General features: G+C 67.0%; 18 protein-coding genes and 4 tRNA genes. 12 read left to right on the top strand and 10 right to left on the bottom strand.

The features are described from left to right. The first annotated feature begins 202 nt into the window (after positions 1-202). The 8 genes from lexA to DX03_RS12250 all read left to right on the top strand — a co-directional run bounded on the left by lexA (position 203) and on the right by DX03_RS12250 (position 7,557). On the top strand, positions 203-853 hold the full coding sequence (gene lexA, locus DX03_RS12285) for a transcriptional repressor LexA (RefSeq protein WP_038689122.1): 651 nt from the start codon (positions 203-205) through the stop codon (positions 851-853). Between the two features lie 204 nt (positions 854-1,057). Then, a complete protein-coding gene (gene recA / locus DX03_RS12280; protein ID WP_038689120.1) occupies positions 1,058-2,098 on the top strand; it encodes a recombinase RecA in 1,041 nt (346 codons plus the stop codon). Between the two features lie 115 nt (positions 2,099-2,213). Beyond that, positions 2,214-2,705, top strand: a complete 492-nt coding sequence (recX, locus tag DX03_RS12275; protein ID WP_038689119.1) for a recombination regulator RecX — start codon at positions 2,214-2,216, stop codon at positions 2,703-2,705. 105 nt (positions 2,706-2,810) lie between these two features. Continuing rightward, entirely contained in the window at positions 2,811-5,459 is a 2,649-nt protein-coding gene (gene alaS / locus DX03_RS12270) for an alanine--tRNA ligase (RefSeq protein WP_038689117.1), read from the top strand. Between the two features lie 141 nt (positions 5,460-5,600). Further along, entirely contained in the window at positions 5,601-5,804 is a 204-nt protein-coding gene (csrA, locus tag DX03_RS12265; protein WP_019183311.1) for a carbon storage regulator CsrA, read from the top strand. Positions 5,805-5,885: 81 nt separating this feature from the next. Then, positions 5,886-5,978 (top strand) — tRNA-Ser (locus DX03_RS12260). 200 nt (positions 5,979-6,178) lie between these two features. Further along, positions 6,179-7,183: a sensor histidine kinase gene (locus tag DX03_RS12255; RefSeq protein WP_038692326.1), complete on the top strand. Its 1,005-nt coding sequence runs from the start codon at positions 6,179-6,181 to the stop codon at positions 7,181-7,183. Next, positions 7,180-7,557 carry a response regulator gene (locus DX03_RS12250; RefSeq protein WP_038689114.1) on the top strand — a complete coding sequence of 126 codons (378 nt, stop codon included), beginning with the start codon at positions 7,180-7,182 and terminating at the stop codon, positions 7,555-7,557. Before DX03_RS12255 ends, DX03_RS12250 begins: the two co-directional genes overlap by 4 nt. A gap of 73 nt (positions 7,558-7,630) precedes the next feature. Here the strand turns inward: DX03_RS12250 and DX03_RS12245 are convergent, their stop codons facing one another. Beyond that, the gene (locus tag DX03_RS12245) at positions 7,631-8,002 is read right to left on the bottom strand and encodes a hypothetical protein (protein ID WP_038689112.1); all 372 of its coding nucleotides are present in this window, start codon (positions 8,000-8,002) and stop codon (positions 7,631-7,633) included. A gap of 268 nt (positions 8,003-8,270) precedes the next feature. Here DX03_RS12245 and DX03_RS12240 point away from each other — a divergent pair, with 268 nt between their 5' ends. Beyond that, positions 8,271-10,481 (top strand): TonB-dependent siderophore receptor, encoded by a 2,211-nt coding sequence (locus DX03_RS12240; protein WP_486669403.1) that lies wholly within the window; start codon positions 8,271-8,273, stop codon positions 10,479-10,481. 140 nt (positions 10,482-10,621) lie between these two features. Then, entirely contained in the window at positions 10,622-11,770 is a 1,149-nt protein-coding gene (locus DX03_RS12235; protein ID WP_038689111.1) for an aldo/keto reductase, read from the top strand. A gap of 54 nt (positions 11,771-11,824) precedes the next feature. Here the strand turns inward: DX03_RS12235 and DX03_RS12230 are convergent, their stop codons facing one another. Then, positions 11,825-12,526 (bottom strand): pirin family protein, encoded by a 702-nt coding sequence (locus DX03_RS12230; protein WP_038689109.1) that lies wholly within the window; start codon positions 12,524-12,526, stop codon positions 11,825-11,827. A 142-nt stretch (positions 12,527-12,668) separates the two neighbouring features. Between DX03_RS12230 and DX03_RS12225 the strand changes: the two genes are divergently transcribed. Both DX03_RS12225 and DX03_RS12220 read left to right on the top strand, forming a co-directional pair. Continuing rightward, the gene (locus tag DX03_RS12225) at positions 12,669-13,595 is read left to right on the top strand and encodes a LysR family transcriptional regulator (RefSeq protein WP_038689108.1); all 927 of its coding nucleotides are present in this window, start codon (positions 12,669-12,671) and stop codon (positions 13,593-13,595) included. A 130-nt stretch (positions 13,596-13,725) separates the two neighbouring features. Continuing rightward, positions 13,726-14,871 carry an alpha/beta hydrolase family protein gene (locus DX03_RS12220; RefSeq protein WP_038689106.1) on the top strand — a complete coding sequence of 382 codons (1,146 nt, stop codon included), beginning with the start codon at positions 13,726-13,728 and terminating at the stop codon, positions 14,869-14,871. A gap of 430 nt (positions 14,872-15,301) precedes the next feature. Here the strand turns inward: DX03_RS12220 and DX03_RS12215 are convergent. The 8 genes from DX03_RS12215 to DX03_RS12180 form a co-directional block, all read right to left on the bottom strand. Further along, positions 15,302-15,378: transfer RNA gene (locus DX03_RS12215), tRNA-Arg, on the bottom strand. An 82-nt stretch (positions 15,379-15,460) separates the two neighbouring features. Next, positions 15,461-15,537: transfer RNA gene (locus DX03_RS12210), tRNA-Arg, on the bottom strand. Between the two features lie 53 nt (positions 15,538-15,590). Continuing rightward, positions 15,591-15,667, bottom strand: a tRNA-Arg gene (locus DX03_RS12205). 61 nt (positions 15,668-15,728) lie between these two features. Continuing rightward, entirely contained in the window at positions 15,729-16,571 is an 843-nt protein-coding gene (locus DX03_RS12200) for an alpha/beta hydrolase family protein (protein WP_038689103.1), read from the bottom strand. Further along, positions 16,568-17,377, bottom strand: a complete 810-nt coding sequence (gene thiD, locus DX03_RS12195) for a bifunctional hydroxymethylpyrimidine kinase/phosphomethylpyrimidine kinase (protein WP_038689102.1) — start codon at positions 17,375-17,377, stop codon at positions 16,568-16,570. The genes DX03_RS12200 and thiD overlap by 4 nt, the downstream gene beginning before the upstream one ends. A 36-nt stretch (positions 17,378-17,413) precedes the next feature. Continuing rightward, positions 17,414-18,085 carry a YoaK family protein gene (locus tag DX03_RS12190; protein ID WP_038689100.1) on the bottom strand — a complete coding sequence of 224 codons (672 nt, stop codon included), beginning with the start codon at positions 18,083-18,085 and terminating at the stop codon, positions 17,414-17,416. A 42-nt stretch (positions 18,086-18,127) separates the two neighbouring features. Next, positions 18,128-18,634 (bottom strand): hypothetical protein, encoded by a 507-nt coding sequence (locus DX03_RS12185; RefSeq protein WP_425598275.1) that lies wholly within the window; start codon positions 18,632-18,634, stop codon positions 18,128-18,130. Then, on the bottom strand, positions 18,631-20,028 hold the full coding sequence (locus tag DX03_RS12180; RefSeq protein ID WP_038692321.1) for a PhoH family protein: 1,398 nt from the start codon (positions 20,026-20,028) through the stop codon (positions 18,631-18,633). The genes DX03_RS12185 and DX03_RS12180 overlap by 4 nt, the downstream gene beginning before the upstream one ends. Positions 20,029-20,078 lie beyond the last annotated feature (50 nt).

The raw sequence follows: 20,078 nt of genomic DNA, 5'->3' as shown, positions 1-20,078 counted from the left end.
CACGCTAAACCCCGGAAACACAGCCGAAGCCGACAAGAATCCGCGCCGGCATGCATTGCCGCGCGTTCGCGCGGTCACCGACCAACGGTCGGTGGCTACGAACTGCTGAGGGCTTCGGTGAGGGTGGGATGGTCCTGCCTCTGCTTGCTCTTCTTCTGTGGGCACTTGCGTGCCCACATCGTTAGTAGTAATACTACTAACCATGGACCTGACCGATACCCAGCAGGCGATCCTGCAGTTGATCGCCGAGCGTATAGAGATCGATGGCGCACCGCCGTCGCAGACGGAAATCGCCCGCGCGTTCGGCTTCAAGGGCGTGCGCGCGGCCCAGTACCATCTGGAAGCGCTGGAGCAGGCCGGGGCGATCCGTCGCATTCCCGGGCAGGCCCGCGGCATCCGGCTGGTGCAGGCGCCGCCGCTGCAGGACGGCCTGCCGGCCTCGCTGTCGGTGCCGGCATTGCCCGACCACGTACTGCGCCTTCCGGTGCTGGGCCGGGTCGCTGCCGGTCTGCCGATCGGCGCGGACATCGGGTCCGACGATTTCGTGGTGCTCGACCGGGTGTTCTTCTCGCCCGCGCCGGATTACCTGCTCAAGGTGCAGGGCGATTCGATGATCGACGAAGGCATCTTCGACGGCGACCTGATCGGCGTGCACCGCACCCGCGACGCCCGCTCGGGCCAGATCGTAGTGGCGCGCATCGATGACGAGATCACCGTCAAGCTGCTCAAGATGGGCAAGGACCGCATCCGGCTGCTGCCGCGCAACCCCGATTACAAGCCGATCGAAGTACTGCCCGACCAGGACTTCGCAATCGAAGGCCTCTATTGCGGCCTGCTGCGGCCCAACCGCTGACCCCTCTACTACGTAAAACCTGCACGGTCTTTTGTGGCGATTCTCTGGTTCCGCTGAGGTTGGTACGGATGTCCGATAATTTTTTTCCGAACGCCGGGCAGAATCTCAGCCTGTGCGATACGCCAGCCTTAAAGTGAACCCATGGCCAAGAAGACTTCCAAAGACAGCACCTCCACCGACACGACCTCTGCAAGGACCACTCCGATGGACGAAAACAAAAAGCGTGCCCTCACCGCCGCGCTGAGCCAGATCGAAAAGCAGTTCGGCAAGGGCGCCGTGATGCGCATGGGCGACCGCGTCGTCGAGGCGGTCGAGGTCATCCCCACCGGTTCGCTGATGCTGGATATCGCACTCGGCATTGGTGGCCTGCCCAAGGGGCGTGTCGTTGAAATCTACGGTCCGGAATCGTCGGGCAAGACCACCCTGACCCTGCAGGCCATTGCCGAATGCCAGAAGAAGGGCGGCACCGCCGCCTTCATCGACGCCGAGCATGCACTGGACCCGATCTACGCCGCCAAGCTGGGTGTGAACGTGGACGACCTGCTGCTGTCGCAGCCCGATACCGGTGAGCAGGCGCTGGAAATCGCCGACATGCTGGTGCGGTCCAGCTCCGTGGACATCGTGGTGGTGGACTCGGTCGCCGCGCTGACCCCCAAGGCCGAAATCGAAGGCGAAATGGGCGACCAGCTGCCGGGCCTGCAGGCCCGTCTGATGAGCCAGGCGCTGCGCAAGCTCACCGGCAACATCAAGCGCTCCAATACCCTGGTGGTGTTCATCAACCAGTTGCGCCACAAGATCGGCGTGATGATGCCGGGCCAGAGCCCGGAAGTGACCACCGGCGGCAACGCCTTGAAGTTCTACGCCTCGGTCCGCCTGGACATCCGCCGCATCGGCGCGATCAAGAAGGGCGACGAGATCATCGGCAACCAGACCAAGATCAAGGTCGTCAAGAACAAGCTGGCACCTCCCTTCAAGCAGGTCATCACCGAGATCCTGTACGGCGAAGGCATCAGCCGCGAAGGCGAACTGATCGACATGGGTGTGGAAGCCAAGCTGGTTGAGAAGGCCGGCGCCTGGTACAGCTACGGCGATGAGCGCATCGGCCAGGGCAAGGACAATGCCCGCGGTTACCTGCGCGACAACCCGCAGATCGCCCAGCGCCTGGAAGCCGAGCTGCGCGAGAAGTTCCAGCCGGAAGAGGCCGCCCGTGAAGGCGGGGACGACGTGGAAGACGACGTCGAGTGAGTTTCCTGCGGGGCAGGGCAGCGCCGTCAGTGACGCTCGCCCTGCACCGCGGTTTCCGTATTCCCCCGACGGGGGGAGCGCCAGGGACGGCGCATTTGATTGGGTAAAGGTGGCCATGCAGGATTCCGACAGCCCGGCACCCCGCCGTAAACGCCGTGTCAGTGAACAGACCCCGGTCCAACGGGCGCTGGGCCTGCTGGTGCGCCGGGAGCACTCGCGCAAGGAACTGACCCGCAAGCTGCAGGCCCGGGGCATCGAGACCGAGGCCGCCGTGGCGGCGGTCGACACGCTGAGCGAGGCGGGCTGGCAGGACGACACCCGGTTCGCCGAGAACCTGGTCCGGATCCGGGCCAACACCGGCTACGGTCCGATCCATATCCGTGCCGAACTGGGCACCCATGGGCTGGACAGCGAACAGATCGCACTGGCCATGGACACCTTCGAGGGCGATTGGGCCGAAAATGCCCGGGATCTGGTCTGCCGTCGTTTCGGCGAGGCCGGCCCCCAGGAGCTGCCGCAACGTCGTAAAGCGGCCGATCTGCTGGCCCGGCGCGGGTTCGACGGCGACACCATTCGGCGCGCCACCCGCTACGACCCTGACGACTGAGCGGCCCGGGCCTGATACCCTTTGTGGTTTCGGCGGTCCAGCAGCGACACCCGGCCATTGGGGCTGAGTGCCATGGACCGGCCGGCCCGCATAAAGCCAGCCCCCATGAACGCATCCGTCACATTCACTACCTCCCAGATCCGCAGCGATTTCCTTGAGTTCTTCAAGGGAAAGGGCCACACCATCGTGCCGTCGGCGCCTCTGGTGCCGGGCAATGATCCGACCCTGCTGTTCACCAACTCCGGCATGGTGCAGTTCAAGGACGTGTTCCTTGGCGCGGAAAAGCGCAGCTACGTGCGCGCCGCGGACGTCCAGCGCTGCCTGCGCGCCGGCGGCAAGCACAACGACCTGGACCAGGTCGGCTACACCGCGCGCCACCACACCTTCTTCGAAATGCTGGGCAACTGGTCCTTCGGCGACTACTTCAAGAAGGACGCCATCGCCTGGGCATGGGAGCTGCTGACCCAGGTCTGGAAGCTGCCGGCCGAGCGGCTGCTGGTCACGGTCTACCAGACCGATGACGAGGCCTACGCGCTGTGGCGCGACATGATCGGCATCCCGGAAGCGCGCATCGTGCGCATCGGCGACAACAAGGGTGCGCCGTTCGCGTCGGACAACTTCTGGCAGATGGCCGAAACCGGCCCGTGCGGCCCGTGCACCGAGATCTTCTATGACCACGGCGACCACATCGCTGGCGGCCCTCCGGGCTCGCCGGACGAAGACGGCGACCGCTTCATCGAAATCTGGAACCTGGTGTTCATGCAGTTCGATCGCCAGCCCGACGGCACCCTGGTGCCGCTGCCGGCGCCCTGCGTGGACACCGGCATGGGTCTGGAGCGCCTGGCCGCGATCCTGCAGCACGTGCACACCAACTATGAAATCGACCTGTTCCAGGCGCTGATCCGCAAGGCCAGCGAACTGACCGGCATGGCCGACCTGGAGAACAAGTCGCTGCGTGTCATCGCCGACCATATCCGGGCCTGTTCGTTCCTGATCGTCGATGGCGTGCTGCCGTCCAACGAAGGCCGCGGCTACGTGCTGCGCCGGATCATTCGTCGCGCGCTGCGCCACGGCTGGATGCTGGGCGTGCGCCAGCCGTTCTTCAGCAAGCTGGTGCCGACCCTGGTCGAGCAGATGGGCGTGGCCTATCCGGAACTGCCGGCCCAGGCCGACACCGTGGTGCGCGCGCTGCAGGCCGAGGAAGAGCGTTTCGCTGAAACCCTCGACGCGGGCATGAAGATCTTCGACGACGTGGCGGCCAAGGTCAGTGACGGCGTGATCCCGGGCGTGGATGCCTTCCGCCTGTACGACACCTACGGCTTCCCGGTCGACCTGACCGCCGACATCGCCCGCGAGCGCGACATGACGGTGGACATGGACGGCTTCAACGCCGCGATGGACAACCAGCGCGAAACCGCGCGCGCCGCCGGCAAGTTCGGCGGCGGCGTGACCCTGTCCGCCGACCTGGTGGCCACGCTCACGCCGACCGTGTTCCTGGGCTACGACCGCCTGCAGGCCGACGGTCTGACCGTGCTGGCCATGCTCAAGGACGGTCGCCCGGTGGACGCGGCGCAGGCCGGTGACGAGGTGATCGTGATCACCGACCAGACCCCGTTCTACGCCGAATCCGGCGGCCAGGTCGGCGACACCGGTGAACTTGCCGGTGCAGGCGGCCAGATAAAGATCAGCGACACCCAGAAGTTCGCCGGCCAGTTCCATGGCCACGTCGGCACGATCACCCAGGGCAGCCTGAAGGTCGGCGATGTGCTGCGTGGCCAGGTCGATGGCGAGCGCCGTGGCGCCACCATCCTCAACCACTCCGCCACCCACCTGCTGCACGCCGCCCTGCGCGAAGTGCTGGGCACCCATGTGCAGCAGAAGGGCTCGCTGGTGGCGCCGGACCGCCTGCGCTTCGACTTCGCGCACTTCGCCCCGATCAGCGCCGAGGACCTGGCGGTCGTCGAGCGCAAGGTCAACGCGCAGGTGCGCGCCAACAACGCCGTCGAAGTGCACAACATGGCCATGCAGGAAGCGCTGGACTTCGGCGCGATGGCGCTGTTCGGCGAGAAGTATGGCGAGAACGTGCGCGTGCTGAAGATGGGCGATTACTCCACCGAACTGTGCGGCGGCACCCACGTGGGCCGCACCGGTGACATCGGCCTGTTCAAGATCACCTCCGAAGGCGGTGTGTCCTCGGGTGTGCGCCGCATTGAAGCGGTGACCGGGCAGGGCGCGCTGGATTACGTGGCCCACGAAGAGGCCGTGCTTGGCGAAGCGGCGTCGCTGCTCGGCGGCAACGCCGGCGACGTGGTCGACAAGATCCGCCAGCTCGGTGAGCGCCAGAAGAAGCTGGAACGCGAACTGGACGCATTGAAGGCCAAGCAGGCTGCGGGCGCCACCGCCGATCTCGGCGCGTCGGCGGTCGAGGTCAACGGCATCAAGATCCTGGCCGCGCGCCTGGAAGGCTTCGATGCCAAGGCGCTTCGTGACGCAATCGACCGTCTCAAGCAGCAGCTGGGCGACTCGGTGATCGTGCTGGCCGGCACCCAGGACGGCAAGGCAGCCCTGGTCGCCGGCGTGAACGGCAGTGCAATGGGCAAGGTCAAGGCCGGGGAACTGTTGTCCCATATCGCCAGTCAGACCGGGGGCAAGGGCGGCGGCCGCCCGGATCTCGCCCAGGGTGGTGGCGAGGACGGGCCCGCCCTTGCTTCTGCCCTTGCGGCCGTTGTCGACTGGGTCACCCCACGTATCTGAACACCTGAAGCTTCCTGCTCCTTGAAGGGGCGGGAGGCCTGACGGTACTATGGCTAATCCTTTCCCTTTGTCGTGTGGCGTTCCTTGGCTGGGCGCCGAGCCGGTGGGGAAGATCCACCGGTTCCCTGGAGACTTGCAAAAATGTTGATCCTGACTCGCCGCGTAGGCGAAACCCTGATGATCGGTGACTCGGTCAGCGTGACCGTGCTCGGCGTCAAGGGCAACCAGGTGCGTATCGGTATCACTGCTCCGAAGGACGTGGCCGTGCACCGCGAAGAGATTTACCAGCGTATCCAGCGCGGCGATGAGCCGAATGCATCCGGAAGTGAAAATTCTTCGGATTAAGGCTTTACCTTCGGGCGCGGAAAACGTTATTATTCGCGCCCCCGCTGAGATGATTCAACGCAGCGGCGGAACCAGAACACTGGAGCGGTGCCCGAGTGGCTGAAGGGGCTCCCCTGCTAAGGGAGTATAGGGCTTAAAACTCTATCGAGGGTTCGAATCCCTCCCGCTCCGCCAGATGTGAGAAAAGCCCTTGAGCGCAAGCTCAGGGGCTTTTTTTTTGCTTCTTTTTTACCCGTCTGCAGGGAAGGGCTACTTCAAGGAAAAGCGCCTTCCTTTGGTGGCTGATGCAGCATGAACGCCCGCCTGCTGCGCTGACCCGTCTTTCACAGGCGTACACCTATGGTTCTCATCCAACTGTGGATGGCCCCTCTGTGCTGCACGAACACGAACACGACACCGCGAAGTGGCGCATCTACGAGGCCCTCCTGCAGGCCACGCCGGATCTGTCGTATGTCTTCGATCTGCAGCACCGCTTCATCTATGCCAACAAGGCGTTGCTGGACATGTGGGGCATGCGCTGGGAGGAGGCGGCGGGCAAGACCTGCCTGGAACTGGGCTACGCGCCCTGGCATGCCGCCATGCATGACGACGAGATCGAGCAGGTGATCGCCACGAGGCGACCCGTACGTGGCGAGGTGCCGTTCCCGCATACCACCGAAGGCACCCGCGTGTACGACTACATCTTTACGCCAGTGTTCGGGCCGGACGGGCAGGTGGAAGCCATTGCCGGCAGTACCCGCGACATCACCGAACGTACCCGCCACGCCGAGCACCTGCAGTTGCTGGTCAACGAATTGAATCACCGGGTCAAGAACACGCTGGCCACGGTGCAGTCGATCGCGCGGCAGACCTTCGCCAATGCCGACGGCATCGACGACGCCTGCGGCAAGATCGAAGAGCGCCTGCTCGCCCTGGCCAGCGCGCACGATGTGCTGACCCGCGAGAACTGGCACAGCGCAGACGTGGCCGAGCTGGCCCGTGGGCTGGCGGCACAGGGCCGGTTTGATGCACGGCAGTTCGACGTGCAGGGCGAATCGTGCCGGATCGATCCGCGCCGTGCGATGGCACTGGCCATGGCACTGCATGAGCTGTGTGCCAACGCGGCCCGGCACGGTGCGTTGTCCACGCCGGACGGGTCGGTGCAGATTGCCTGGCAGCGCAACCGCCGTGGCGATGGCGAGGAGCTGGAGCTGGTGTGGCGCGAGCGCGGTGGCCCGCAGGTACAGCCGCCGGCGCAGCGCGGCTTTGGTTCGCGGCTGCTTGAACGCGGGCTCAAACATGACATGGGGGGAAACGTGGACCTGGCCTTTGACCCGGAGGGCGTCACCTTCCGCGTATCGATCCCCCTGCCTGACGATGCACACGAGGTTGAACGATGAAGGCGCGCGTACTGGTGGTCGAAGACGAATCGCTGGTGGCGATGATGGTCGAAGACTGTCTGATTGAACTTGGTTATGAAGTGGCGGCGGTGGCCCCCAATGTCGATGCGGCACTGGCGGCGCTGCAGGGGGGTGGCATCGACTGCGCCATGCTTGACGTGAACCTCGGCGGCACGCCGTCGTTCCCGATTGCCGAAGCGCTGGAAGCGCGCGGCATCCCGTACATGTTCGTCACCGGCTACGACGGCACCGCCATCCCGCCGAACTTCCGGGCGCGACATGGCCTGCAGAAGCCGTTCCGGATGCGCGAACTGCAACAGGCCATGGCCGGGCTGCAGGATGCCCCGGCGGTGCCGGGCGACCTGATCGCCTAGCGCGGGCGTCGCCCAGCGGCCGGATCGGTCCGGCCCGCCGTGGCAGGGGCGGGGCGGCAGCGCCGCCCGGTGATCAGGCTGCGCGTGCCTGTGCCAGCGCCAACCGCACCACGCCTTCAAAACGTTCCAGTTCGCCGCTGTCGGTGCCGGCGCGCTGGTACTGCGTCGGGTCGTCGAGCACATCCAGGACCACGGCGGTACCGCTGCCATCGTCGGCCATGACAATCACACTTTCGTAGATGCAGCCGCTGGTCAGCGCGCGCCAGCACCGCAGGGTGGTGCCGTCCAGCCACACCGCCCAGCGATCGTCGCTGGCGCGGGGCCACAGGCCGTCGCGCAGCTGCGCCAGTTCCTCGGCGGAAAAGCCGTGGCCGCAACGGATCGGCCAGCGGGTGCCGGTCAAGGGCGGAAGGCCGCCGCGCTGGGCGGGGGAGAAATCGATCATGTGCGTGCCTCGTGGGCCGTTGTGAGTGCATGCGCTGCGGTGACGCATGCCGGCACACAGTCTACCGGTGAGTTAGTAGTTTTGCTAATTTCGCGCCCGCCTACGGGCCCGGCGCCTGCGGTTGCCAAGGCAGGCTGCGTCATCGCGGACCGCGACAGCCCGCGGCTGCGGGAGTAGAATCGCGCCGCACTGAAGGCGTTGCAGCCTTCAAACCCCCTTTCCCTCCAGCCGCCGCCAGAGGACTTCCTTCCTTGCTGGAGGCGTTGCCGTGTCCGTTGCTTCGTTCCGTGTTGTCCCCACCCGCGTCGGTCGCGCTGCGTCGTCGCCGTCGTTGTCCCCGTTGAGCCTGGCACTGGCCAGCGCCCTTGGCCTTGCCGTGTTTGCCACGGCCGCACAGGCCGACGACGCGCCGGCACCGCCCAAGGACGACGCGGCGCAGACCCTGCAGACCGTGCAGGTCACCGCCAACCAGCTGGGTACCGTCACCGAGGGCAGCGATTCGTACACGCCCGGCACCATCGCCACCGCCACCCGGCTGGTACTGAGCCCGCGGCAGACGCCGCAGTCGATCAGCGTGATCACCCGGCAGGAGATGAATGATTTCGCGCTCAATGGCATCGACGATGTCATGAAGGTCACCCCGGGCATCAGCATCGTCACCTACGACAGCGAGCGCACCGAGTACTACGCGCGCGGCTTTGCGGTGCAGAACTTCCAGTACGACGGCATTCCGATGGCGCGCGATTCGGCGTACTCGGCCGGCAACACGCTCAGCGACATGGCCATCTACGACCGCGTGGAAGTGCTCAAGGGCGCCACCGGCTTGCTCACCGGCATGGGCGACCCGGGCGCGACCATCAACCTGGTGCGCAAGAAGCCGACCCGCGAACTGGCCGGCAGCGCCACGCTGGGCGTGGGCTCGTGGGACAGCTACCGCGCCGAGGTGGACGTGGGCGGGCCGCTGACCGAAAGCGGGCGCGTGCGGGGCCGCGTGGTCGGGGCCTACCAGGACAAGCACTCCAACGTGGACCACTACCAGCGCAGCAACCAGGTGTTCTACGGCATCCTGGAAGCCGATCTCGACGACAGCACGCTGCTCACCGTCGGCGCCGACTACCAGGACAGCGATCCGCGCGGTTCCAGCTGGGGCGGCATTCCGCTGCTGGACAGCACCGGCAGCTTCAACGACATGCCGCGGTCGTTCAACAACGGGGCGCGCTGGAGCCGCTGGGGCCAGTACAGCCGCACCGCCTTCGCCACGCTCCAGCACACCTTCGGCAATGACTGGGTGGCCAAGCTGCAGCTCAACCACCAGGTCAACGGATACGACGCCTCGCTCGGCGCGGCCGCCGGTGGCAACCCGGACCCGGTGACGGGGGAGGGCGTGAGCATGTGGCTGGGCCAGTACATCGGCAAGACCACCAGCAACGCCGCCGACCTGTATGTCAGCGGCAAGTTCGACTGGTTCGGTCGCCAGCACGAACTGGTGGTGGGCGGCAGTGTGTCGCGCAAGCGCTGGGTCAACAACGGTTACTCGCCGCAGCCCGGCTACATCAGCAGCGTGGCCGACTATTACAGCTGGACCGGTGACGTGCCCGAGCCGGACTGGCAGTGGGGCTACGGCGACAACCAGGTGACCCGCGAGAGCGGTGCGTACGTGGTGGCCCGCTTCGACCTGGCCGATCCGCTCAAGCTGATCGTCGGCAGCCGCATCGCCAACTACACGTCGCCGGACACCGACGAAAGCGGCGTGATCGTGCCGTACGCCGGCGTGGTCTACGACCTCAACCGTAACTTCTCGGTCTTCGCCAGCTACAGCACCATCTTCAAGCCGCAGGGCAACCAGGACGAGCAGGGCAAGACGCTCGACCCGATGGAAGGGCGCAGCTACGAGGCCGGGCTGAAGGCGGAGTTCCTTGAGGGCCGCTTCAACGCCAGTGCGGCGGTGTTCCAGCTCGACCAGGACAACTACGCCGAACCCACCGGGGGCCGCACCCCCAGTGGTGGCATCGCCTATCGCGGGCTGATGGGCGTGCGCACCAAGGGCTACGAGCTGGAGATGTCCGGCCAGGTGGCGCCGGGCTGGCAGGTCCAGGGCGGCTACGCGCACAAGATCGCGCGGCAGCAGTCGACCAAAGTCTCCACGCTGGAACCGGAAGACCAGTTCAGCCTGCACACCAGCTACCGCCTGCAGGGCGGCGCGCTGCAGGGCTGGAGCGTGGGCGGCGGTGCGCGTTGGCAGGGCAGCACCTTCGGCACCATCACCAACCCGGCCAACGGTGCCAGCCTGGTGCATCGCACCGAGCCGTACTGGCTGCTGGACGCGATGGCGCGGTATGAGTTCAACGACCAGCTGTCGGCGACGCTCAACGTCAACAACCTGTTGGACAAGCATTACTACACGATCTTCAGCTGGTACAGCACCTACACCTGGGGCGAACCGCGCAATGTGCGGCTGACGCTGAACTACAAGTTCTGATCCTGCGCAGCACCCCGGCCCGTGCGCCGGGGTACTGCAGGCGGTCCAGGCCGCCGTTGCCGTCACGTTGACGTCGTCCACGCATGGCGTGCACCGCGCGAATGCGAGGGTGGGTATTGGTCCGCCCTGCAGGAGTCGCCGTGAACGCACGTCGCCAGTTTCTTTCCGCCGCCGCTGTCGGCACTGCCGCATTGGCGGCGTCCCCGTTGCTTGCCCAGGCCGCCGGCCCGGGCAGCGTGCTGCCCACGCGCGGGCAGGTCAGTGCGCGCACGCTGGCCACCAACGCGGCGGGGCAGGCGGGGCGCTACCGGCCGCACACCCGGCTGGGGCTGGGCGGAGTGGCGATCGGCAATGGCTTTGCGGCCACCACCGATGCCATCAGTGAGGCGACGCTGGCAGCCGCATATGCGGCCGGCGTGCGCTGTTTCGATACCTCGCCCTGGTATGGGCTGGGCCTCAGCGAGCGCCGCTACGGCCATCACCTGCACAACCACCCGGCACGCGAGTACACGCTGTCGACCAAGGTCGGCCGCCTGCTGACGGCCACGACGGGCGCACTTCAGAAAACGATGTGGCAGGAACCGTCACCGTTCCACTACCGCTACGACTATTCGGCCGATGGCACCCGCCGCTCGGTGGAGGACAGCCTCAACCGGCTTGGCGTGTCGCAGCTGGACGTGGTGTTCATCCACGACCTGTCCCCGGACAACGAGAAGGACCTGGGCATGCCGTGGGAGCAGCGCTTCGCCGAGGCGGCCAAGGGCGCGATGCCGGCGTTGACCCGCATGCGCGAAGAGGGGCTGATCAAGGCGTGGGGATTCGGCGTGAACCGCCCCGAGCCTGCGCTGCGCGCGATCGCCGAGGCCGACCCGGACATCTTCCTGCTGGCCTGCCAGTACTCGCTGCTGGACCACGACCAGGCCCTGCACGACACCTTCCCGAAGATCGCCGCGCACGGCGCGTCGGTGGTGGTGGGGTCGCCGCTGCTGGCCGGCTATCTGGCCGGGCGCGAGCGGTATCTGTATGACGGCACAGTGCCGGCCTGGGCGCCGGACAAGCGCGCCAAGGTGCAGGCCATCTGCGACCGCCACGGCGTCGACCTGCGTACCGCGGCGCTGCAGTTCGCCGATGCGCCGGCGGTGGTGTCGGCGGTGATCCCCGGGGCGCGCACGCCCGAACAGGTACTGGCCAACGTGGCCTCGATGTCGGTCGCCATCCCGGCCGCGTTCTGGGCCGACCTGAAACAGCAGCAGCTGATCGCCGCGGATGCGCCGGTACCCACGGCCTGACGCGCAGCAGGCGACCCCGATCGGGTCGGGGCCGCCTGCGTGCATCGCACCGGCTTACAGGGGCAGGTCGAACACCAGCACTTCGGCATCGGTGGCGTTTTCCAGCGTCACCTGTGCCTCGTCACTGATCTGCAGCGCGTCGCCGGTGTCCAGGGGGATGCCGTTGACCTGCACCTGGCCCCGGGCCACCTGTACATAGACGCCGCGACGCGGGGCCAGTGGCAGCTGCACGCGATCGTTGCCGTCCAGGATCGTGGCGTAGATGTTGGCGTCCTGGTGGATCAGCAAGGCGCCGTCACGCCCATCCTTGGCGGCGATCAGGCGCAGCTGGCCGCGCTTGGCCTCGGGGGCGAAATGGGTCTCCTGGTAGCTCGGGGCGATGTTCTCCTGGTCGGGGAACAGCCAGATCTGCAGGAAGTGCACCGTCTCGTTGGCCGAATGGTTGAACTCGCTGTGGCTGACCCCGCTGCCGGCGCTCATGCGCTGCACGTCGCCGTAGCGCAGCACCGAGCCGGTGCCCATCGAGTCCTTGTGCTCCAGTGCGCCGCCGAGGACGTAGGAGATGATCTCCATGTTGGCGTGGCTGTGGGTGCCGAAGCCCTGGCCGCCCTGCACACGATCCTCGTTGATCACCCGCAGCGGGCCGAAGCTGGTGTAGCGCGGGTCGTAGTAGTTGGCGAAGGAGAAGGTGTGCATGGAGTTCAGCCAGCCATGGTCGGCCTTGCCACGGGTAGTGCTCTTGCGGATCTGCAGCATGGTGGATCTCCTCGGGTATTCGATGGTTTCGATGGTGGTCAGGGAGGCGTTTGCCGCGTCCCTTTCCTGTTGGCGCCAGTATCCGCTTGCGCCTGGGGTTTGAAAAACGGATAGTTTCGCAAGCCATCATCGAAAAATTCGAATGCTCAAGCTCAGCCTGGATGCCCTGCAGATCCTGGACGCCATCGACCGCCGCGGCTCGTTCGCGGCCGCCGGCAAGGCGCTGCACAAGGTGCCGTCGACCATTTCCTACACGGTGTCCAAGCTGGAACAGGACCTGGGCGTGCAGCTGTTCGACCGGGTGGGCCCGCGCGCGCAGCTGACCCAGGCCGGGCAGGCGCTGCTGGAAGAGGGGCGGCACCTGCTGCGTGCGGCGCGCGAGCTGGAGATGCGGGTGCGCCGGGTGGCCTCGGGCTGGGAAGCGGAGCTGACCGTCGCGGTGGACTCGATGTTCCAGCCGGCGCTGTTGGCCGAGGACGTGCGCGCGTTCAATGCGGTGGCCGAACAGACCCGCGTGCGGCTGATCAGCGAGTCGCTGTCGGGCACCTGGGAGGCCCTGCTGGATCGTCGCGCGGACCTGCTGGTGGGCGCGGCTGGCGAAGGGCCGAGTGGTGGCGGCTACGTGGTGGAGCCGATGGGCGTGGTGGAATTCGTGTTCGCGGTGTCGCCCTCGCATCCGCTGGCGGCGGCGCCCGGGCCGTTGGGGCGCGAGCAGCTGGCGGCCCACTGTGCGATCGCGGTGGCCGATTCGGCGCGGCGGTTGCTGCCGCGCACGGTGGGCCTGCTGATGGGGCAGGAGACGGTGACGGTGCCCGATACGGTCAGCAAGTTCCGCCTGCAATGCGCCGGGCTGGGGTTCGGCTTCCTGCCGGCGCCGTACGTGCAGCAGGCGGTGCAGCAGGGCCGGCTGGTGATCAAGCAGGTGGAAGAGCCCAAGCCCGACGAGACCTTCTGGCTGGCCTGGCGGCCGGGCGAGGAGGGGGCTGCGCTGCGCTGGTGGCGGGCGCGTATGCAGGGTCCGGTGGTGATGGCCGGCTGGTGGCCGACGATGCAGAGCTGGTTGGGATAGGGCGCCTGGCTCGGTGCGGTCAAGCTGAATCGCCGCTGCGCTGTCATCGCACGGTCATGTGGATGCGATAGAGCGCCTCGGCATCGGTCGGTACCCTGCCGGGCTCAATCTGGTTTCCCGTGTGTCCCTCATGAAGCGCCTGCTGCTGTTGTTGCTGGCCGGGGCCGGCCTGTGGCTGGCTGCCTGCTCCTCGCTCACCTCCACCGCTGCCTCGACCTCGCTCAGCGACCGGCTGGTCGCGCCCGGTGGCGTGTCCACGTTGCTGGACACCGCGGGCATTGCCGCAGCGGTGGACAGTGTGCCCAACCGGCATGGCCGGGTCACCAGCCGGGCCGGCGTGCCGATCTTCTGGCGGGCGTTCGACCCGGGCCAGTACGGGCTGCGTTACCAGTACCTGGCCCAGCAGCACGAGAACGGCGAGCCGCTGCAGACCGGGCTTGCGTTGGCGCTGCCTATGCCGTTCCGCGCGCAGCCGCCGCGCGGCACCGTGGTGCTGCTGCACGGCTGGATGATGAACGGCGATGCGATGCTGCCGTGGTCGTTGCAACTGGCCCAGGCCGGCTACCGCGTGGTCACCATCGACCTGCGCAACCATGGCCATTCCGGTGCGGGTCCGTCGGGCTATGGCACGTTCGAGTCGGACGATGTGATCGACGTGATCGATGCGCTGCAGGCGCGCGGCGAAGTGGTGGGGCCGCTGTACCTGTTCGGTGTGTCCTACGGCGCGGCCACGGCGGTGTTTGCCGCCGACAAGCTGGGCGACCGGGTCAGCGGCGTGGTGGCGATGGAGTCCTTTGCCAACGCCGGCGATGCCATCCGCAGCATGATCCCGCACCTGATGGCATTGCAGCCCAGCGCGTGGAAGGCCCAGGCGATGGCCGCCTACGGGCGCTGGCGCTACGGCGGGCAGGACATCGACGCGGTGATTGCCGCGGCCAGCCAGCGCCTGGACCTGGACCTGGATCGCGTCGACGTGGCCGGCGCGCTGGCCGACACGCGTGCCTGCGTATTGCTGGTGCACGGGCAGGATGATCAGCACGTGCGGGTGGACCAAGGCCGACGGCTGGCCTTGGCCAGCCCGCGCGTGCATTACATCGAAATGCGCGGCGAAGACCACATTACGCTGCCGTTGCGGCTGGATCTGCTGGGTGGGGTGGTGGATGACTGGCTTGCGCAGGAGGGTCCTGCCGGCGCGCGCTGCGCCGCGCCGCAGATGCCGCATGAGGCCGACCGGCTGGTGATGGCGCAGCTGCAGGCGCAAGCGCCGCGCGGATGATCGCGCGATAGGCGTCGCAGGCCAATGCGGTAGTGCCGGCCGCTGGCCGGCTCCAGGCGATCCCAGCATTCGGTAGTGCCGGCCGCTGGCCGGCTCCACGCGATCCCAGCATTCCGTAGTGCCGGCCGCTGGCCGGCTCCACGCAAATCTCCCAGCGTTCATGACGAGCCGGCCAGCGGCCGGCACTACGCGTGTTTGTTCGAGGGGCAGGGGGAGCCGGCCAGCGGCCGGCACTACGCGTGGTTGTTCGAGGGTCATGACGAGCCGGCCAGCGGCCGGCACTACGCGTGGTTGTTCGAGGATCATGACGGGCCGGCCAGCGGCCGGCACTACGCGGTCGTTCGTTGGTCGGGGTCGGTCGACGCGCGTTGGCCGATGCGGAACGCAAAAAAAAACAGCAGCCCAGGGCTGCCGTTTTTCATCGATGCAATGGTGCGCCCGGAGAGATTCGAACTCCCGACCGCCTGGTTCGTAGCCAGGTACTCTATCCAACTGAGCTACGGGCGCATTTGCATTGTCTGGTTGTGCGTCCTGCCGTACGTGTTGCCACGTTCGACGGGATGGCAGGCGAGCCTGCTGTGCGATGTAATGGTGCGCCCGGAGAGATTCGAACTCCCGACCGCCTGGTTCGTAGCCAGGTACTCTATCCAACTGAGCTACGGGCGCATTTACATCACGTTGTACTGCTGATGCCAACGGCGGAGTTGGCAACCTGTTGATGGTGCGCCCGGAGAGATTCGAACTCCCGACCGCCTGGTTCGTAGCCAGGTACTCTATCCAACTGAGCTACGGGCGCGTCAACAGGAGCGGAATTATGCGGATGTGGGCCGCATTCGTCAACGCCTTTGTGAAGAACTTCACTCAAATGAATGAAAAAGCAGCGTGGCCACGGCCTGCGGCGATTTCATCCACGCGAAGTGATCCGCATCGGTTCCCAGCGTCGCCGCATCGAGCACGCGCAGCGTGGCCTGCACCTGCGGCAGCTTGGCCAGCAGGCCCTGCATCGAAGGGACCGGCGCCAGCCAGTCCTGCGCCATCACCACGGCCGTGGCGCGGCCGCGCACGGTGCGCAGGCCGGCTTCAAGGTCGTCGGTGATGCCGACGCCGGCGTAATGATTGGTCAGCCCGACCCGGGCCCAGTCGCCGATCAGGCCGCGTGCCTCGGTGCCACCGAACCCCAGCCTACGCCCGTGCAGCACGCCCTGGCGTTGCGCCAGCCAGGGCAGGAAGCGGTAGATCAACGGTAGCGTCCAGCCGCGTGGGCCGGGAAAGGTGCGCCAGTACGGCGTGCCGCTGGCGACCAGCCACACGCGCTGGAACACCGCCGGGTGCAGCCCGGCAAAGCAGCAGGCCAGCTGCCCGCCCAGGCTGTGCCCGCCGATGAGGGTGTCCATCGCGGCGCCGTCCCGCGGGAGTGCGGCCAGGCTGGCCGGCAGGTCGTGGTAGAGGATCTCGCGATAGCCCCAGTCCTGCGTGCGCGAGGGGCGCAGGCTGCTGCTGCCGTTGCCGCGCCACTCGTGCAGGTACACGGCGATGCCGTACGCGGCCAGCGCATCGGCCAACGGCAGGTAATGGCGTGCCGCCACGCCCAGTGCCGGCAACCACAGCAAGCACGCGCGTGGCTGCGCCGGCACGCGGGCCAGCAGGTCGAAACGGTGGTCGTCGGCGGCCACGACCGGCAACGTCAGCGCCTCGATCATGCCGGGCGCGCCGCGCCGAAGTGGTCGATCACCAGCACTTCGCTGCGCCCCGGGTAGTAGCCCCCCTGCAGGCCGCGGGCGACGTAGTCGATGGCTGCTTCACAGGCATTGGGCAACGACAGGCCCTGGCACAACTGCGCGGTGATTGCCGAGGCCAGCGTGCAGCCGGTGCCATGGGCGTCCACCGGCAGGCGGGCGTGGATGAATTCGTCGCGGGTGACGCCGTCGAAGTAGCGATCGACCACGCGCGCACCCTCGTGCAAATGGCCGCCTTTCAGCAGCACCGCGCCGGTGCCCAGATCGAGCAGGGCCGCAGCGGCATCCTCGGCTTCGTCGGCGCTGGTGATGGGACGGCCGAGCAGCAGCTCCGCTTCGGGAATGTTCGGGGTCAGCAGCGTGGCCAGTGGCAGCAGGCGCGTGCGCATCGCGTGCAGCGCGCTGTCCTCCAGCAGCCTGGCACCGCTGGTGGCCACCATCACCGGGTCCAGCACCACGTGCGTGGGGCGGTACTTCTCCAGCGCATCGGCCACCAGCCCGATCACCTCGGCATTGGCCAGCATGCCCAGCTTCACGGCGTGGATGTCGAAGTCGGCAAAGCAGGCGTCGATCTGTGCCTGCAGGAACGCCAGCGGCGGTACGTGGACCGCGGTGACGCCGCGGGTGTTCTGCGCGGTCAGCGCGGCAATCGCCGACAGGCCATGCACGCGGTGGGCGGCGAACGCCTTGAGATCGGCCTGGATACCGGCGCCACCGCCGGAGTCGGAGCCGGCGATGGTGAGGGCGGAAACGGGAGAAGAGGGGGTCATGCGGCGATTGTGCAATGTTTGCCGCTGGCGTGCTGCTCAGTGCGGGCGCCACCGCCGCCATTGCTGGAACAGCATGTAGCCCAGGCCGGTGCAGCCGGTCAGCAGGGCAGGGGCCAGCAGCGCGTCGTACCCCCAGCGCAGGAACAGCCATGCGCCCAGGACGCCGCCGGCGAGGAAGCCGCTGACGATCAGCCCGCTGAGGGTCAAGCGTCGGATCGGCAACGGCAGCCCGCGCAGCAGGTGGCCCAGGCCGATGCCCAGGTCGGTGAACATGCCGCTGAGGTGGGTGGTGCGCACCACCGCGCCGCTGAAGGTGGTGGCCATGGCGTTCTGCAACCCGCAGGCCATCGCCGCGGCCAGTGCGCCCCAGATCTGTTGCTGTTTGAACAGCGGGATGGCGGCCAGCAGCAACAGCGATTCCAGCGTGAGCACCACCCCATAGCGGCGGCCCAGCTGCAGGGTGCTGTCCTGCACGATCATGCCGCTGAGCATCGCGCCCAGGCAGAACGCGATCAGCAGGCCCCACAGATGACCGACCACGCGCCAGTCGCGTTGTGCCAGCGCCATGCCAAGCTGGCTGGTGGTGCCGGTCATGTGGCTTACCGCCTGGTGTTCGAATCCCAGGAAGCCGACCACGTTGACCATGCCGGCCACGCAGGACAGCGCGATCGCACCGATCCATACCCAGGTCGGAAGCCGGATGCTCATCCGGCGTGCGGGCGGCTCATCGCGGCACGGTCAGTGCCATGCTCAACGGCCCTTCGGCGGGCCGTTGAACTGCACATCGGAGAAGGTGCCGGTGGCCGGATCGAACACCGCGCCCCAGAACTGCGCCCCGCCGTCACAGACCCGGATGGCGTCGCGCGCCGGGTCGATATCGGTGCCGTCGGGCAGATGGAAGGCGTTGAGGTAGATCAGCTGCTTGCCGCCCATCTCGATGCCGACGTACTGCCGGTCGAAATCGGCCGCATGGGGCACCTGGGCGTCCAGGCCGGGCAGCTGGGCTTCCAGCTGTTCCACCTGCTGGCGGCTGGGTGCCCAGTAGCCGGTGACAGCCCCGGCCTCGCGGCCGGGGCTGGAACGTGAGCAGGTGTCCAGCACCTGGGCGGCGATCACCGGGCGGGTGACCACCCAGGACTGGCCGGTCTTGACTGCGGTGGGCACGCTGGCGCCCGGGCGGACGTTGGCAGGCGTGCAGGCGGCCGCCAGCGCAGCAAGCGCCAGCGGCAGGACGGCACGGGACAGGGAACGGCTCACAACACCTCCGAGGCGTAATCGGCCAGGCGCGAACGCTCGCCACGACGCAGCGTGACGTGGGCGCTGTGCGGCCAGTTCTTGAAGCGGTCCACCGCGTAGGTCAGGCCCGAGGTGGTTTCGGTCAGGTACGGGGTGTCGATCTGTTCGACGTTGCCCAGGCAGACGATCTTGGTGCCGGGGCCGGCACGGGTGATCAGGGTCTTCATCTGCTTGGGGGTGAGATTCTGTGCTTCGTCCAGGATCAGGTAGCGCGACAGGAAGGTGCGCCCGCGCATGAAGTTCAGCGAGCGGATCTTGATCCGGCTGGCGATCAGGTCGTTGGTGGCCGCACGGCCCCACGCGCCGCCTTCCTGGGTGTGGGTGAGCACTTCCAGGTTGTCGGTGAGCGCGCCCATCCACGGCGTCATCTTCTCTTCCTCGGTGCCGGGCAGGAAGCCGATGTCCTCGCCGACGCTGACCGTGGCACGGGTCATGATGATTTCGCGGTAGCGCTGCTGGTCCATGGTCTGGGCCAGGCCGGCGGCCAGCGCCAGCAGGGTCTTGCCGGTGCCGGCGGTGCCGAGCAGGGTGACGAAATCGATCTCCGGGTCCATCAGCGCGTTGAGGGCGAAATTCTGCTCGCGGTTGCGCGCGCTGATGCCCCACACCGCGTGGCTGCCGTGGCGGAAGTCGTTGACCAGCGACAGGGTGATCTTGTCACCGTCCACCTTGGCCACGCGCAGTTCGACTTCATCGTCGCCCGGCAGGTAGGCGTACTGGTTGGGGTGCCAGCTCTCGTCTTCGCTGGCGATGATTTCGTAACTGGTGCGGCCCTTGTCGCTCCAGCTGCGCAGGTTGTCGGTGTGCTTCTTCCAGAAGTCTTCCGGTAGTTCGGTGGCGCCGGTGTAGAGCAGGCTGAAATCGTCCAGCGCGCGGTCGTTTTCGTAGTCTTCGGACACGATGCCGGCGATGGCCGCCTTGATCCGCAGGTTGATGTCCTTGGAAACGAACACCACCGGGATCTCGGGGATCTGCTCCTTCAGCGCCAGGATCGCGCCGAGGATGGCGTTGTCCGGGATGACCGCGCCAAAGCTCTTGCCCGCGTCGAAATGACTGGTCTGGAAACGCAGCAGACCCACGCTCTGCTTGCCGCGCAGCTGCAGCCCGTTGGGCCGAAGCAGCGGAATGCCGTCGGCCAGGTTGTCCAGGCCCGAGGCCTGCACCAGCTCGTTGAGGAAACGGCTGACCTGGCGCGCGTTGCGGCTGGCCTCGGTGGTGCCCTTCTTGCCGTTGTCCAGCTCTTCGATCACCTGCATCGGCAGGTAGACATCATGCTCCTCGAACTTGAACAGCGCGGTCGGATCGTGCATGAGCACGTTGGTATCCAGAACGTAGATGCGCTTGCCTCGGGTCATCGTCATTTCCTGGTGGCAGAACAGGGACAAGCCATCACAGCCTGCAGGGC

Origin of the sequence: Stenotrophomonas rhizophila (genome assembly GCF_000661955.1) — a bacterium.
Taxonomy (GTDB): Bacteria; Pseudomonadota; Gammaproteobacteria; order Xanthomonadales; family Xanthomonadaceae; genus Stenotrophomonas; species Stenotrophomonas rhizophila.
This window is presented reverse-complemented; position numbering and strand designations above follow the sequence as displayed.

Bases quoted from the DNA above. Each gene is read 5' to 3' on its own strand.
- lexA (WP_038689122.1), top strand. From the start codon at position 203: ATGGACCTGACCGATACCCAGCAGGCGATCCTGCAGTTGATCGCCGAG.
- thiD (WP_038689102.1), bottom strand. From the start codon at position 17,377: ATGACCCCCTCTTCTCCCGTTTCCGCCCTCACCATCGCCGGCTCCGAC.
- DX03_RS12180 (WP_038692321.1), bottom strand. From the start codon at position 20,028: ATGACCCGAGGCAAGCGCATCTACGTTCTGGATACCAACGTGCTCATG.
- DX03_RS12190 (WP_038689100.1), bottom strand. From the start codon at position 18,085: ATGAGCATCCGGCTTCCGACCTGGGTATGGATCGGTGCGATCGCGCTG.
- DX03_RS12220 (WP_038689106.1), top strand. From the start codon at position 13,726: ATGAAGCGCCTGCTGCTGTTGTTGCTGGCCGGGGCCGGCCTGTGGCTG.
- DX03_RS12200 (WP_038689103.1), bottom strand. From the start codon at position 16,571: ATGATCGAGGCGCTGACGTTGCCGGTCGTGGCCGCCGACGACCACCGT.
- recX (WP_038689119.1), top strand. From the start codon at position 2,214: ATGCAGGATTCCGACAGCCCGGCACCCCGCCGTAAACGCCGTGTCAGT.
- DX03_RS12250 (WP_038689114.1), top strand. From the start codon at position 7,180: ATGAAGGCGCGCGTACTGGTGGTCGAAGACGAATCGCTGGTGGCGATG.
- alaS (WP_038689117.1), top strand. From the start codon at position 2,811: ATGAACGCATCCGTCACATTCACTACCTCCCAGATCCGCAGCGATTTC.
- DX03_RS12225 (WP_038689108.1), top strand. From the start codon at position 12,669: ATGCTCAAGCTCAGCCTGGATGCCCTGCAGATCCTGGACGCCATCGAC.
- recA (WP_038689120.1), top strand. From the start codon at position 1,058: ATGGACGAAAACAAAAAGCGTGCCCTCACCGCCGCGCTGAGCCAGATC.
- csrA (WP_019183311.1), top strand. From the start codon at position 5,601: ATGTTGATCCTGACTCGCCGCGTAGGCGAAACCCTGATGATCGGTGAC.
- DX03_RS12230 (WP_038689109.1), bottom strand. From the start codon at position 12,526: ATGCTGCAGATCCGCAAGAGCACTACCCGTGGCAAGGCCGACCATGGC.
- DX03_RS12245 (WP_038689112.1), bottom strand. From the start codon at position 8,002: ATGATCGATTTCTCCCCCGCCCAGCGCGGCGGCCTTCCGCCCTTGACC.